We start from the raw sequence: 14,103 nt of genomic DNA, 5'->3' as shown, positions 1-14,103 counted from the left end.
ATACGTGATGACAGTCAGTTTGGTATGCCGGATTCCCGTTTTCCGTGATCAGGAGCAGGCTGGGGAGGCCACGATTCCACCGAGAGGGCACGGAGCACATGAGCCGCCGCACCAGCCGCCGTATCCCCGCACTGCCGACCTGGTTGCCGGTCGACCCGTACATACTGACGCTGATCGGCACGGTGGTTCTCGCGGCGCTGCTGCCCGCATCGGGGACCGGCGCGGACGTGGCGGGCGGTACCGCGACCGGGGCGGTGGCCCTGCTCTTCTTCCTCTACGGGGCGCGCCTCTCGACCGCGGAGACGCTCGACGGGCTGAAGCACTGGCGGCTTCACCTCACGGTCCTGGCCTGCACCTTCGTGGTGTTCCCCCTGCTCGGGCTCGCCAGCCACGGTCTCGTGCCGTACGTCCTGACCCCGCAGCTCCAGGAGGGGTTCCTCTTCCTGTGCCTGGTGCCCTCGACCATCCAGTCGTCCATCGCCTTCACCTCGATGGCCCGCGGCAACGTGCCGGCCGCCATCTGTGCCGGCTCCTTCTCCAGCCTCGCCGGGATCCTGCTGACCCCGCTGCTGGCCGCCGCGCTGCTCGGCGGCAGCGCGGGAGGGTTCTCCCTGGACTCGCTGCTGAAGATCGTCCTCCAGTTGCTGGTGCCCTTCATCGCAGGGCAGGTGCTGCGCCGCTGGATCGGGGCCTTCCTCACCCGGCACCGCAAGGTCCTCGGCCTCGTCGACCGCGGCTCGATCCTGCTCGTCGTCTACACGGCGTTCAGCGAGGGCATGGTGGCCGGAATCTGGCACCAGGTCACCCCGGCGCGGCTCGGCGCGCTGCTCGCCGCCGAGGCCGTCCTGCTGGCCGTGATGCTCACGGTCAGCCGGCACGGGGCGAAACGGCTGGGCTTCGGACGCGAGGACACGATCGCCATCCAGTTCGCCGGATCGAAGAAGAGCCTCGCCGCTGGGCTGCCGATGGCGAGCGTGCTGTTCGGCGCGCACGCGAGCCTCGCGGTGCTGCCGCTGATGCTCTTCCACCAGATGCAGCTCATGGTCTGCGCGGTCATCGCGAAGCGCCGCTCACGCGACCCGCTCCCGGACGACGCGACCCTGTCGCAGCAGCCCGTCCCGGTGGGCTGAGGCCGGCAGGAGAGGGCCCGGCCGGCGCAGGGGGCGCTCCCCGTCGGCCGGACCCCTGCCCCGTGCAGCGGGCGGGCCGGATCAGCCCTGGCCCACCGTCGCCTCGAGGGCGATGCGGTGGTCACCCGCGTACACGTTCATGGACTGCCCCCGCAGGAAACCCACGAGGGTCAGTCCGCTCTCGGCCGCGAGGTCCACGGCCAGCGACGACGGCGCCGAGACCGCCACCAGCATCGGGATCCCCGCCATCACCGCCTTCTGCGCCAGTTCGAAGGAAGCGCGCCCCGACACCAGCAGAATCGACTGGGAGAGGGGCAGCCGGTTGTCGGTGAGGGCACGCCCCACGAGCTTGTCGACCGCGTTGTGCCGGCCGACGTCCTCCCGGATGTCCAGCAGCTCGCCCTCCGACGAGAACAGCGCCGCGGCGTGCAGGCCCCCGGTCCGGTCGAACACCCGCTGCGCCTCGCGCAGCCGGTCGGGGAGAGCGGAGAGCAGTGCGGGTGTCACCCGGACCGGGGGAGTGTCGGAGACGGGATGGCGGGTCGTCGTGCGGACCGCGTCGAGACTGGCCTTGCCGCACAGGCCGCAGGACGAGGTGGTGTAGACGTTGCGCTCCAGCGTGATGTCGGGGACCACTACGCCCGGCGCCAGCTTCACGTCCACCACGTTGTACGTGTTCACACCGTCGGCCCTCGCTCCGGCGCAGTACACGATCGACTGCACGTCGGAGCCCTCACCGATCACGCCCTCGCTCACCAGGAAGCCCGCCGCGAGCGCGAAGTCGTCGCCCGGGGTGCGCATGGTGATGGCGAGCGGCTTGCCGTTCAGCCGGATCTCCAGTGGCTCCTCGGCGACGAGGGTGTCGGGGCGTGTGGTGACCGCCCCGTCCCGGATGCGGATGATGCGGCGACGCTCGGTGACCCGTCCCATAGCCGTCAATCCCGATTCTGTACGTGTTGGAAGCCGAACCGGCCCTTGATACAGAGGTTGCCATGGGTCACGGGGTTGTCATGCGGCGAGGTGACCTTGACGATCTCGTTGTCCTGCACGTGGAGGGTCACGTTGCAGCCCACGCCGCAGTAGGCGCAGACCGTGGTGGTCTGCGTCTGGGCGGGCTCGTCCCACGTCCCGGCGGCCCGCATACCGAACTCCGTGCTGAACGAGAGCGCCCCGGTCGGACACACCTCGATGCAGTTGCCGCAGAAGACACAGGCCGAGTCGGGCAGGGGAGCGTCGTACTCCGTGGATATGCGGGCGTCGAACCCGCGCCCGGCGACGGCGATGGCGAACGTGTTCTGCCACTGGTCACCGCATGCGTCGACGCACTTGTAGCAGAGGATGCACTTGTCGTAGTCGCGGACGTAGAGATCGTTGTCGATCCTGGGCTGTTCGGCGACCCGTGCGGCGTCCGCGCCGAAACGGTCGGGTTTCGCCTCGTACTCCTTGATCCACTCGGCCGCCCGCGGGGTCGTCGACAGGTCCGTCGAGGAGGCCAGCAGCTCCAGTACCACCTTGCGGCTGTGCGTGGCCCGTTCGGTGTCCGTGCGGACCGTCATACCCGGCTCGGCCCGCCGGGAGCAGGCGGGCGCGAGCGTGCGCGCGCCCTCCACCTCGACCACGCACACCCGGCACGCGTTCTTCGGCGTGAGCGTGTCGCCCTGGCACAGGGTCGGGATGTCGGTGCCGGCCGAGCGGCAGGCGTCCAGGATCGTCGAGCCCTCCGGGACGCGGGTCTCCTCGCCGTCCAGCGTGAACGAGACGAGGCGGCGCGGTGGCTGGAGCGGGACAGCGGTCACTTGTAGACCCCCAGACGGTCGATGGCGGATTCCACGGCGTTCCACGCGGTCTGGCCCAGACCGCAGATCGAGGCGTCGCGCATGGCCTGCCCCACCTCCCGCATGAGCGCGATGTCCTCGGCGGCCGCCGCGCCCGTGCGGTCCACGATCCTGTGCAGGGCCTCCTCCTGCCGTACGGTCCCCACCCGGCAGGGCACGCACTGGCCGCACGACTCGTCACGGAAGAACTCCGCGATGCGCAGCAGCACACGCGGGAGTTCCACCGTGTCGTCCAGGACCAGGACGACACCCGAGCCGAGTGTCGTCCCGGCGGCGCGGGTCCCCTCGAAGGTGAGGGGCACGTCCAGCTCGTCGGGACGGACGAAACCGCCTGCCGCGCCGCCGAGCAGCACGGCCCGCAGACGCTCGGGTGGTCCCGCGAGGTCGAGCAGCTCCCTGAGGTCCGCACCGAAGGGAAGTTCGTAGACACCCGGGCGGGCCACCTGCCCGGAGACGCAGAACAGCTTGGTGCCGGTGGACGTCTCCGTGCCCGTCGCCGCGTAGGCGGCGGCCCCGTGCTCCAGGATCGGCAGCACGTTCACCAGAGTCTCGACGTTGTTGACGGCGGTCGGCTTGCCGAAGAGGCCCTTCTCCACCGGGAAGGGCGGCTTGGAGCGCGGCTCGCCGCGCTGCCCCTCGATGGAGTTGAAGATCGCGGTCTCCTCGCCGCAGATGTACGCGCCCGCGCCCCGCCGGATCTCGATGTCGAACGCGTAACCCTGCCCGAGGACGTCGGGGCCGAGCAGCCCCCGGGTGCGGGCGCCGGCCAGCGCGCGGCTCAGCCGCTCGTGGGCGCGCGGGTACTCGCCGCGCAGATAGATGTAGCCCTGCCGGGCGCCGATGGCGTACCCGGCGATCGTCATGGCCTCGACCAGGGCGTACGGGTCGCCTTCCATAAGCACGCGGTCCTTGAAGGTGCCGGGCTCGCTCTCGTCGGCGTTGCAGACCAGGTAGTGCGGGCCGTCCGCCTGTTGGGCGGTCGCCTGCCACTTGCGTCCGGTGGGGAACGCGGCGCCGCCCCGCCCCACGAGCCCCGCGTCGAGGACCTCGCGGATCACGCCGGCCGGGCCGAGCGCGAAGGCGCGGCGCAGTGCGGCGTAGCCCCCGGTGGCGCGGTAGTCGTCCAGGGACTCGGGGTCGACGGTACCGACACGCCTGAGCAGGACGAGAGCCGGGTCCCCGGCCTGGGGGACCGCCACGGCGGCCGGCGGCTCCTCGGGGGCGTCCCGGGGTGAGCGTGCTGCGGCGACCAGAGCGGGCGCCGTGGCGGGGGCGATGACCGCGCAGTGGCGCTGGGCGTCCCCGGCGGCAGTACCGTCCCCGGCCGCCGTGCGGCCCCCGCCGGAGGGGGCCTCCGGCCCGGCCTGGAGCAGCAGTGCCGCCGGTGCCCGCTCGCACAGCCCCAGACAGGGGCTCTCCTGCCACACGGCACCCTCGGCCGGAGTGCCCGGCGGGCCCAGCCGGTCGGTGAGGTCCGCGCACACGGTGGCCGAGCCACGGGCCGCGCAGGCCAGGTCCGTGCAGACGTGGAGCACCTTCGCCGGGCGCGGGCGCACCGAGAACATGGCGTAGAACGTCGCCACCCCGTACGCCTCGGCCGGTGGGACCGTCAGCCGGCGGCAGATGTAGTTCAGCGCGCCCTCGCTGATCCAGCCGACCCGGTCGTTCACCGTGTGCAGCGCGGGCAGCAACTGGTCGCGGCGGTCCTTGGCCGCCGAGGCGCCCCCCTTCGCCCAGCGCAGGTCCTCGTCCGTGCGCTCGGCGCCGCCCTCCCAGCCGGACGGCGGAGGCCCCAGCAGGGCGTCGACCGCTTCACGCTCGGCGTCGGAGGGAACGGCGTCGGTGTACCTCAGGTCCATGCGGGCACCAGCTTCTCTATCCGGACGGCGGAGGCCTTGAACTCGGCGGTGCCCGCGATCGGGCAGTTCGCCTCGATGGTCAGCTGGTTCGTGTCGACCTCGTCGGGGAAGTGCATCGTCATGAACGCCAGGCCCGGACGCAGTGCGGGATCGATCCAGACGGGAGCGGTGACGCTGCCCCGGCGTGAGGAGACCCGCACCTCCTCGCCGCGCTCGACGCCATAGGTCTCGGCGTCCTCGGGGCAGAGCTCGATGTACTCGCCGCGGCGCAGTGGAGAGGCATAACTCCCGCTCTGTACGCCCGTGTTGTACGAGTCCAGTCGGCGCCCCGTGGTCAGTCGCAGCGGGTAGGCCTCGTCGGTGAGGTCGACCGGGGGGTCGTGCTGCACCAGGCCGAACGGTGCGGCGGGGCCGCGCCGCACCGGATCGGTCTCCCAGAGCCTCGCGTGCAGGAAGCCCGAAGGCAGCTTCTCCGTGTCGGGGCACGGCCACTGCAGCCCCTGGTGCTCGGCGAGCCGTTCGTACGTCATCCCGAAGTGGTCCGGGGACAGGGAGCGCAGCTCGTTCCAGACGGTCTCGGCATCGTCGAACTTCCAGTCGTGGCCCAGGTGTCCGGCCATCGCGCAGATGATGTCGATGTCCTCGCGGGCCTCGCCCGGTGGCGTGAGCGCGGCGCGGACCCGCTGCACCCGGCGCTCGCTGTTCGTGGTGGTGCCGTCGGTCTCGGCCCAGGCGGCCGTGGCCGGCAGGACGACGTCGGCCAGTTCGGCGGTCTTCGTCAGGAAGATGTCCTGCACCACCAGGTGGTCCAGGGCCCGCAGCCGCCGTACGGCCTGGTCGCTGTCGGCCTCCGACTGGGCGGGGTTCTCCCCGATGCAGTACACCGCCCGCAGGTCGCCGGTCTCCATCGCCTCGAACATCTCGGTCAGCGTCTTGCCGTACCTCGGCTGGATTACGGTGTCCCAGGACAGCTCGAACTTCCGCCGTACGGGCGGGTCGAGGATGTCCTGGAAGCCGGGCAGGCGGTTGGGGATGGCTCCCATGTCACCGCCACCCTGCACGTTGTTCTGCCCGCGCAGGGGCTGGACCCCCGAGCCGTACCGTCCGACGTGGCCGGTGAGCAGGCAGAGGTTGATCAGCGCGCGGACGTTGTCGGTGCCGTTGTGGTGCTCGGTGATGCCCAGGGTCCAGCAGAGCTGGGCCCGTTCGGCCGTGGCGTATGCGTGAGCGAGGTCCCGGATCGCTTCGGCCGGCACCCCGGTGACCTTCTCGGCGGCGCTCAGGGTCCAGGGTTCGACGAGGGCCGCGTACTCCTCGTACCCGCTGGTCGCGCGGTCTACGAAGGCCCGGTTGACCAGCCCGGCGTGGATGATCTCCCGGCCGATGGCGTGCGCGAGCGGGATGTCCGTGCCGACATCGAGGCCGAGCCAGCTCTCCGCCCATTCGGCGGTCGACGTGCGGCGCGGGTCGACGGCGTGCATACGGGCGCCGTTGCGGATGCCCTTCAGCACGTGCTGGAAGAAGATCGGGTGCGCGAAGCGGGCGTTGGAGCCCCACATCACGATCAGGTCGGTGTGTTCCACCTCCTCGTAGGACGAGGTGCCGCCGCCGGACCCGAAGGCGGCGGAGAGCCCGGCGACGCTGGGCGCGTGGCACGTGCGGTTGCACGAGTCCACGTTGTTCGTGCCCATCACGACCCGGGTGAACTTCTGTGCCACGTAGTTCATCTCGTTGGTGGCGCGTGCGCAGGACAGCATCGCGAAGGCATCGGGTCCGTATGCCTCCCGGGTGCGCCGGAAGCCCTCGGCCGCCCTGGTCAGAGCCTCGTCCCAGCTCGCGCGGCGCAGCACCCCGTCCTCGGAGCGGACGAGGGGGTGGGTGAGGCGTTCGTACGTCTTCGGCTGCCGGCCCCTGCGCTTCCCGCCGGGGTTCCTGCCGCCTGTGCGGTCGCTGGTCATGGTGCGCTCCCTGCTGGGGCGGAGGAGGTGGTGGCGAGGAGATCCGCGAGCGCGTGCACGGCGCGCAGCGTCGGTACGGGCGTGCCGGCCAGTTCGGCCAGCTCGACGACGGCCGCGAGCAGCACGTCGAGTTCGAGGGGTTTGCCCTTCTCCAGGTCCTGGAGGGTGGAGGTCTTGTGGTCCCCGACGCGCTCGGCGCCGGCGATGCGCCGCTCCACGGAGATCTCGGGGCGGCAGCCCACGGCGGCCGCCACGTCGAGGGTCTCGCGCATCATCGACTCGACGAGCGCGCGGGTGTCCGGATGGCGGCAGATCTGGCCCATGGTGGCGCGGGCCAGCGCGCTGATCGGGTTGAAGGAGATGTTGCCGAGCAGTTTGATCCAGATGTCCTTGCGGAGATCGGACTCCACGGGGCACTTGAGCCCGCCCGCGACCATGGCCTCGCTGAAGGCCAGGCAGCGGTCCGACACGGACAGGTCCGGCTCGCCGATGGAGAACCGGGTGCCTTCGAGATGGCGGACCACGCCAGGTGCCTCGATCTCGGTGGCGGCGTAGACCACGCATCCGATGGCGCGTTCGGGCGGAAGGGTGGCGCTGACCGAGCCGGCCGGGTCGACACTGTCGAGCCTGCGCCCGGTGTAAGGGCCCGTCAGGCCGTGGAAGTACCACCAGGGGATGCCGTTCTGAGCGGCTATCACCGCCGTGTCCTTGTGCATCAGCGGGTGGACCAGCGGTCCCGACCGTGCGTACGAGTTCGCCTTCAGACCGAGGAACACGTAGTCGACGGGTCCGACGTCCGACGGGTCGTCGGTCGCCGCGGGCCGTGCGGTGAAGTCACCGCGCGGGCTGAGCACGCGCACGCCGTCGCGGCGCATGGCCGCCAGGTGCGGGCCCCGGGCGATGAGGTGGACCTCGGCGCCGGCGCGGTGGAGCGCGGCCCCGACATAGGCACCGATGGCTCCGGCACCGACAACTGCGACTTTCACGGGGCTCTCCGTTCGGTGAGAGGACCGAGCGAGGGTGTCAAGTCGACAGAATATTGTCTACAGTATGCTGTTGGAGGTGGTCAATACTCGTGACAGCGAGTGCCTGCTCCATCTGCGTTTCCGGTGTGCCGACGGTGTGTCGGCGCGAGTTCCCGGTGAGCTGTTCGAGACGCTCCAACCTCGAGGCCGTAATCCTGTGGGATCACGTGCCCCTGTACCGGTCGGTAGCAACCAAGACTGGATAGTTCCTGCCAGACGTAGCGAGGGGAACCCGTACATGACCGGCTCACGTGTCGTGGCGCTCGGCCACTACCAGCCCGCCAAGGTCCTCACCAACCAGGACCTGGCGGCGATGGTGGACACCAGTGACGAGTGGATCACCAGCCGGGTCGGCATCAGAACCCGGCACGTGGGCGGACCGGACGAGCCCGTGGACGAACTGGCCGCGCACGCGGCGGCCAAGGCGCTGGCCGCGGCGGGGCTGCAGCCCGCCGACATCGACATGGTCCTCGTCGCCACCTCCACGGCGATCGACCGTTCGCCGAGCATGTCCGCCCGGGTCGCCGCGCGGCTGGGCCTGGGGTCCCCCGCGGTGATGGACATCAACGTGGTCTGCTCCGGTTTCACCCACGCGCTCGCCACCGCCGACCATGCGATCCGGGCCGGCGCGGCCGAGCGTGTCCTCGTCATCGGGGCCGACAAGATGGGTGACATCGTCGACTGGACCGACCGTTCCACCTGTGTCCTGATGGGTGACGGCGCGGGGGCGGCCGTCGTGACCGCCGACCCGGACGGGGGTGACAGGCCCGGGATCGGGCCCGTCCTGTGGGGTTCGGTGCCGGAAATGGGCAATGCCGTGCGCATCGAGGGCACGCCCCCTCGGTTCGCCCAGGAGGGCCAGTCCGTCTACCGCTGGGCGACCACGCAGCTGCCGCCGATCGCCCGCAAGGTCTGCGAACGCGCCGGTGTCACGCCCGAGGAACTCGCCGCCGTGGTCCTGCACCAGGCCAATCTGAGGATCATCGAACCCGTCGCCAGGAAGATCGGCGCGGTCAACGCCGTCATCGCCAAGGACGTCGTGGATTCGGGCAACACCTCTGCCGCCTCGATCCCGATGGCCCTGTCCAAACTGGTGGAGCGGGGAGAGGTCGAGAGCGGTGCGCCTGTCCTGCTCTTCGGCTTCGGGGGCAACCTTTCGTACGCGGGTCAGGTGATCCGCTGCCCCTGATGCCCCCGCGGAGACATTGTGCTCGGTAGACTGTAGACGATAAGCAATGGCTGCCCGGGCGCCCGGAGGGGGACCGCGATGTTGTCCGCAGGACTGCCGCATGGAACGGTGCCGAAGCTGGAACGGCCGGGGCCGCTGCGCGAGCGCGTCTACGAGGCGCTCCTCGAACTGATCACCACGCGCGCGCTCAGGCCCGGCCAGCACCTCGTGGAGAGCGAGCTGGCCGGGCACCTCGGTGTGTCGCGGCAGCCGGTGCGCGAGGCGCTCCAGCGGCTGAACACCGAGGGCTGGGTCGATCTGCGTCCCGCGCAGGGGGCGTTCGTGCACGAACCCACCGAGGAGGAGGCCGACCAGCTCCTCTCGGTGCGTACGCTGCTGGAGGCCGAGGCCGCCAGGCTCGCCGCCGCCAACTCCGGCCGGCCCGGCATCGAGATCCTGGAGGAGCTCTGCTCGCAGGGTGAGCGGGCCGTCGCCGCCGACGACGTGGACCTCGCCGTCGCCACGAACGCCGCGTTCCACGCCAAGGTCATGGAACTGGCGGGCAACGTCGTCCTGGCCGAGCTCGCGGGGCAGGTGGACCGGCGGGTCCGCTGGTACTACACGCCGGTGGCCCGTCAGCGCGGCACCCAGTCCTGGATCGAGCACCGCGCTCTCATCGCCGCGATCGCCGACCGGGACGAGCAGCGGGCGACGGAGATCATGCGGGCCCACACCGAGCACACCCGGCAGACCTACCACCGTCGCGAACAGGCCTGACCACGACGGTTGCCTCACATCGACGAAGGCCGGGGTGAACGCCCCGGCCTTCGTCGTGCGCGTGCGCCCCGTCCACCTTTCGCGACGCCGCGAGGACCGGCCCGCATCCACCCTTCCTTGCCACGGCGGCATCTTTGTCCTGAGTGTGGAGAAAGTTGGAGCGGATTCGTGCGCAACTTCTTCCCACTCGGGTAAACCGCTGCTACGTTCCCCTCGAAAGCCCGACGGACTGGCCGATTGTGGCGGGGAGGGACGCGTGAGACGCATGACGGCACGACCCGCGAACACGCACCAGGCGCGGCTGCTCCGGCTGTTGCGGAACGGCGGTCCCAACTCCCGTGCGCAGCTGGGTGACCAGGTCGACCTCTCGCGTTCGAAGCTCGCCGTCGAGGTGGACCGGCTGCTGGAGACCGGGCTCGTCGTGGCTGACGGACTCGCCGCCTCGCGAGGCGGACGCCGTTCCCACAACATCAGGCTCGCCCCCGAACTGCGCTTCCTCGGGGTCGACATCGGCGCGACGTCCGTGGACGTCGCCGTGACCAACGCGGAGCTGGAGGTCCTCGGACACCTCAACCACCCGATGGACGTGCGCGAGGGACCCGTCGCCATCTTCGAACAGGTACTGTCCATGGCGGCCAAGCTCCGGGCCTCCGGGCTCGCCGAGGGTTTCGACGGCGCCGGCATCGGGGTTCCCGGACCGGTCCGCTTCCCCGAGGGCGTGCCGGTCGCACCCCCGATCATGCCGGGCTGGGACGGATTCCCGGTCCGCGAGGCGCTGAGCCAGGAACTCGGCTGCCCCGTCATGGTCGACAACGACGTGAACCTGATGGCGATGGGGGAGCAGCACGCGGGCGTGGCCCGATCCGTGGGCGACTTCCTCTGCATCAAGATCGGTACGGGTATCGGCTGCGGCATCGTCGTGGGCGGCGAGGTCTACCGCGGTACGACGGGCAGCGCCGGGGACATCGGCCACATCCAGGTGGAACCCGACGGGCGTGCCTGCGCCTGCGGCAACCGCGGCTGTCTGGAAGCCCACTTCAGCGGCGCGGCCCTGGCCCGTGACGCCGAGGACGCCGCCCGCGCCGGCCGGTCCGCCGAACTGGCGGCCCGACTGGACTCGGCCGGCAGGCTCACGGCCGTCGACGTGGCGGCCGCCGCGGCGGCGGGCGACCCCACCGCGCTCGACCTGATCCGCGAGGGCGGCAACCGGGTGGGCCAGGTCATCGCGGGACTCGTCAGCTTCTTCAATCCGGGTCTCGTCGTGATCGGCGGCGGGGTGACCGGCCTGGGGCACAATCTCCTGGCCAGCGTCCGTACCCAGGTCTACCGGCAGTCGTTGCCGCTGGCCACCGGCAACCTCCCCATCGTCCTCGGTGAGTTGGGGCCCGTCGCCGGAGTGACCGGCGCGGCCAGGCTCATCAGCGACCACCTGTTCTCACCGGCCTGATGTCGGAGCCGGTGTGCTGTTCAGCGAGGGTCCAGCAGTCACCTCGGTGAACACCCCGGCCCTAGCACCGCCCGCACGGCACGCACCACGCACCGTCTGCACCACGTACGGCACGCACAGCCAGCACCTCGCACGGCAGCACGGCACGCACCACGCAGCTACTCCCGTCAGCAGTACGGCACCGCCGGCACTGCGCTCCTGCCCGCTCACCGGCCCTCCCCGGGCCCTCGGCCCCGTCCGAGCCGGGGAGACCCCATTCGCCGAGGGGAATCGTCATGGCACCAGAACCACCCCTGCTCACGATGTCCGGCATCACCAAGTCGTTCCCCGGAGTCCGCGCCCTCGACGGTGTGGACCTGGAGGTCCAGGCCGGCGAAGTCCATTGTCTCCTCGGCCAGAACGGTGCCGGCAAGTCCACCCTCATCAAGGTGCTGGCCGGGGCCCACCAGCCGGACGACGGCGCCATCACCTGGAGCGGCGAGCCGGTCCAGCTCTCCTCGCCGATCACCGCGATGCGCCTGGGAATCGCCACCATCTACCAGGAACTCGACCTGGTGGAGGGCCTGTCGGTCGCGGAGAACGTCTTCCTCGGGCACGAGCCCACCAGCGCGGGCTTCGTCGTCCGCACCCGCGAGGGCCGCACCATGGCCGCCGCCCTCCTGAAGCGACTCGGGCACCCGGAGATCGACCCCGCGCGCGCGGTCGGTGACCTCTCCGCAGCGCACCAGCAGATCGTCTCCATGGCGCGGGCCCTCTCCCACGACGTCCGCCTCATCGTAATGGACGAGCCCTCCGCGGCACTCGACCCCGACGAGGTCGACAACCTCTTCCGCATCGTCGACGGCCTGACCGCCGACGGTGTGGCCGTCGTCTACATCTCGCACCGGCTGGAGGAGATCCGCCGTATCGGCGACCGTGTGACCGTGCTCAAGGACGGCAGGGCCGTCGCCGTCGGCCTTCCCGCCAAGTCCACCCCCACACGCGACATCGTTGCCATGATGACCGGCCGCAACGTCGAGTATGTCTTCCCCGAGCGGCCCGCGCCCGGTACCGCGCACACCGCGGACGAGCCGGTGCTGCGGGTCGAAGGCCTCAGCCGTGAGGGCGAGTTCGAACCGGTGGACCTGGAGCTGAGGCCCGGTGAGATCGTCGGACTGGCCGGGCTCGTGGGCTCCGGGCGCTCCGAGATCCTGGAGACCGTCTACGGCGCGCGCAAGCCGTCCTCGGGACGCGTCCTGGTCGGCGGAAAGCCCCTGCGCCCCGGCAGCGTACGGGCGGCGGTGGCGGCGGGGATCGGCCTGGCGCCCGAGGAACGCAAGGCTCAGGCCCTGCTGCTGACCGAATCGGTCACCCGGAACGTCTCCGTCTCCTCCCTCTCCCGCTTCGCCCGGGCCGGCTGGATCGACCGGGGCGCGGAGCGCAAGGCCGCCCGGACGGCGACCCGCGAGCTCTCCCTGCGCCCGGACAACCCGGACGCCGCGGTGCGCACCCTGTCGGGCGGCAACCAGCAGAAGGCGGTCCTCGCCCGCTGGCTGCTCCGCGGATGCCGGGTCCTGCTGCTCGACGAACCGACCCGCGGCGTCGACGTCGGCGCCCGCGCCGAGCTGTACGCCGTGATCCGCCGGCTGGCCGACGAAGGCCTCGCCGTTCTGCTCGTCTCCAGCGAAGTGCCCGAAGTGCTGGGCCTCGCCGACCGGGTGCTGGTGCTCCGGGAGGGCCGTGTCGTGCACACGGCCGATGCCAGGGAGCTCGACGAGCACCGTGTACTCGACCTCGTCATGGAAGGGAGCCCGACGTCATGACACAGCCCGCACCGTCGGCGCAGCACCACGGGCCGGAGAAGGGGGCCGTCGCCGGTCCCGCCGCCGCGCCGCCCTCGAAGCAGGGCGGTGGCCTGCGCGCACTCGGCCTGCGCGCCGATGTCCGGAACCTGTCGCTGCTCGGCGTCCTCGCCGTACTGATAGCCGTCGGCGGTTTCACCGAACCGGACGCGTTCCTGGACACCGGGAACCTCCAGCTGATCCTGACGCAGTCCTCCGTCATCGGGGTCGTCACCGTCGGCGTCACCTTCGTGATCATCAGCGGGGGCATCGACCTGTCGGTCGGCGCGATGGTGGCCCTCGCATCCGTCTGGGCGACGACGCTCGCCACCCAGGACTTCGGCTTCGCGGGCATCCTGTTCACCGCCGTGGTCGTCGGACTCGGGGCCGGTCTGGTCAACGGGCTCCTGATCGCGTACGGCGGCATGGTCCCGTTCATCGCGACACTGGCCATGCTCGCGTCAGCGCGCGGCCTTGCCCTGCAGCTCACCGACGGCAAGACGCAGATCGTCACCGTCCAGTCCGTACTGGACCTGGGCCTGCCCGACAGTTACGTCCTCGGTATCCCGCCCCTGGTCCTCGTCTTCGCGGCGGTGACCGTGGCGGGGTGGCTGATTCTGAACCGCACGACCTTCGGGCGCCGCACGGTCGCCGTCGGCGGCAACGCGGAAGCGGCACGGCTCGCCGGCATCGACGTACGCCGTCAGCGTCTCTACCTCTACCTGCTCTCCGGGCTGTGCTGCGGCATCGCCGCCTTCATGCTGGTCATCCTGTCCGGATCGGGCCAGAACACGAACGGCAACCTCTACGAGCTCGACGCCATCGCCGCCGCGATCATCGGCGGCACCCTCCTGAGCGGCGGCCGGGGCACCATCGTCGGCTCGGTGCTCGGGGTCCTGGTGTTCACCACGATCCAGAACATCTTCGCGCTCAACAACCTTCAGAGCGACGTCCAGCAGATCGCCAAGGGCGCCATCATCGTCGCCGCCGTCCTCGTCCAGCGCCGCACACTGCGCGGCGGCGATACCTGAGCACCGCTCTCGTGACCGAGCACTGATCACCCACCCGCTGTTCCGTACACACC

The 14,103-nt window shown here is 70.9% G+C and carries 11 protein-coding genes; 6 read left to right on the top strand and 5 right to left on the bottom strand.

The annotated features are described in order from the left end of the window. The first annotated feature begins 98 nt into the window (after positions 1-98). Positions 99-1,130: a bile acid:sodium symporter family protein gene (locus ACFU5K_RS07305; protein WP_384057860.1), complete on the top strand. Its 1,032-nt coding sequence runs from the start codon at positions 99-101 to the stop codon at positions 1,128-1,130. A gap of 81 nt (positions 1,131-1,211) precedes the next feature. Here ACFU5K_RS07305 and fdhD read toward each other — a convergent pair whose 3' ends face one another. From fdhD to ACFU5K_RS07280, 5 genes are read right to left on the bottom strand one after another with little or no spacing between them, the layout of a single operon-like run. Continuing rightward, positions 1,212-2,060: a formate dehydrogenase accessory sulfurtransferase FdhD gene (gene fdhD, locus ACFU5K_RS07300; protein ID WP_384057858.1), complete on the bottom strand. Its 849-nt coding sequence runs from the start codon at positions 2,058-2,060 to the stop codon at positions 1,212-1,214. A 5-nt stretch (positions 2,061-2,065) separates the two neighbouring features. Continuing rightward, positions 2,066-2,926, bottom strand: coding sequence for a 2Fe-2S iron-sulfur cluster-binding protein (locus ACFU5K_RS07295; RefSeq protein WP_384057856.1), 861 nt, complete (start codon positions 2,924-2,926; stop codon positions 2,066-2,068). Beyond that, positions 2,923-4,824 (bottom strand): NAD(P)H-dependent oxidoreductase subunit E, encoded by a 1,902-nt coding sequence (locus ACFU5K_RS07290; protein WP_384057854.1) that lies wholly within the window; start codon positions 4,822-4,824, stop codon positions 2,923-2,925. The genes ACFU5K_RS07295 and ACFU5K_RS07290 overlap by 4 nt, the downstream gene beginning before the upstream one ends. Beyond that, positions 4,815-6,782: a molybdopterin oxidoreductase family protein gene (locus ACFU5K_RS07285; RefSeq protein WP_384057853.1), complete on the bottom strand. Its 1,968-nt coding sequence runs from the start codon at positions 6,780-6,782 to the stop codon at positions 4,815-4,817. The genes ACFU5K_RS07290 and ACFU5K_RS07285 overlap by 10 nt, the downstream gene beginning before the upstream one ends. Further along, entirely contained in the window at positions 6,779-7,768 is a 990-nt protein-coding gene (locus ACFU5K_RS07280) for a 2-dehydropantoate 2-reductase (protein WP_384057851.1), read from the bottom strand. Before ACFU5K_RS07280 ends, ACFU5K_RS07285 begins: the two co-directional genes overlap by 4 nt. 277 nt (positions 7,769-8,045) lie before the next feature. Between ACFU5K_RS07280 and ACFU5K_RS07275 the strand changes: the two genes are divergently transcribed. From ACFU5K_RS07275 to ACFU5K_RS07255, 5 genes are all read left to right on the top strand, one after another. Then, positions 8,046-8,996: a beta-ketoacyl-ACP synthase III gene (locus ACFU5K_RS07275; RefSeq protein ID WP_384057850.1), complete on the top strand. Its 951-nt coding sequence runs from the start codon at positions 8,046-8,048 to the stop codon at positions 8,994-8,996. A 78-nt stretch (positions 8,997-9,074) separates the two neighbouring features. Next, positions 9,075-9,752: a GntR family transcriptional regulator gene (locus ACFU5K_RS07270; protein ID WP_384057849.1), complete on the top strand. Its 678-nt coding sequence runs from the start codon at positions 9,075-9,077 to the stop codon at positions 9,750-9,752. 265 nt (positions 9,753-10,017) lie between these two features. Then, positions 10,018-11,199: an ROK family protein gene (locus ACFU5K_RS07265; protein WP_384057847.1), complete on the top strand. Its 1,182-nt coding sequence runs from the start codon at positions 10,018-10,020 to the stop codon at positions 11,197-11,199. A gap of 275 nt (positions 11,200-11,474) precedes the next feature. Beyond that, complete coding sequence (locus ACFU5K_RS07260; RefSeq protein ID WP_384057846.1) at positions 11,475-13,001, top strand: sugar ABC transporter ATP-binding protein; 1,527 nt, start codon at positions 11,475-11,477, stop codon at positions 12,999-13,001. Continuing rightward, the gene (locus ACFU5K_RS07255) at positions 12,998-14,050 is read left to right on the top strand and encodes an ABC transporter permease (protein WP_384057845.1); all 1,053 of its coding nucleotides are present in this window, start codon (positions 12,998-13,000) and stop codon (positions 14,048-14,050) included. Before ACFU5K_RS07260 ends, ACFU5K_RS07255 begins: the two co-directional genes overlap by 4 nt. Positions 14,051-14,103: the final 53 nt, after the last annotated feature.

This window comes from Streptomyces sp. NPDC057428 (genome assembly GCF_042803195.1).
In the GTDB taxonomy this organism is placed as follows: Bacteria; Actinomycetota; Actinomycetes; order Streptomycetales; family Streptomycetaceae; genus Streptomyces.
This window is presented reverse-complemented; position numbering and strand designations above follow the sequence as displayed.

Bases quoted from the DNA above. Each gene is read 5' to 3' on its own strand.
- ACFU5K_RS07305 (WP_384057860.1), top strand. From the start codon at position 99: ATGAGCCGCCGCACCAGCCGCCGTATCCCCGCACTGCCGACCTGGTTG.
- fdhD (WP_384057858.1), bottom strand. From the start codon at position 2,060: ATGGGACGGGTCACCGAGCGTCGCCGCATCATCCGCATCCGGGACGGG.
- ACFU5K_RS07290 (WP_384057854.1), bottom strand. From the start codon at position 4,824: ATGGACCTGAGGTACACCGACGCCGTTCCCTCCGACGCCGAGCGTGAA.
- ACFU5K_RS07285 (WP_384057853.1), bottom strand. From the start codon at position 6,782: ATGACCAGCGACCGCACAGGCGGCAGGAACCCCGGCGGGAAGCGCAGG.
- ACFU5K_RS07275 (WP_384057850.1), top strand. From the start codon at position 8,046: ATGACCGGCTCACGTGTCGTGGCGCTCGGCCACTACCAGCCCGCCAAG.
- ACFU5K_RS07270 (WP_384057849.1), top strand. From the start codon at position 9,075: ATGTTGTCCGCAGGACTGCCGCATGGAACGGTGCCGAAGCTGGAACGG.
- ACFU5K_RS07265 (WP_384057847.1), top strand. From the start codon at position 10,018: ATGACGGCACGACCCGCGAACACGCACCAGGCGCGGCTGCTCCGGCTG.
- ACFU5K_RS07260 (WP_384057846.1), top strand. From the start codon at position 11,475: ATGGCACCAGAACCACCCCTGCTCACGATGTCCGGCATCACCAAGTCG.
- ACFU5K_RS07255 (WP_384057845.1), top strand. From the start codon at position 12,998: ATGACACAGCCCGCACCGTCGGCGCAGCACCACGGGCCGGAGAAGGGG.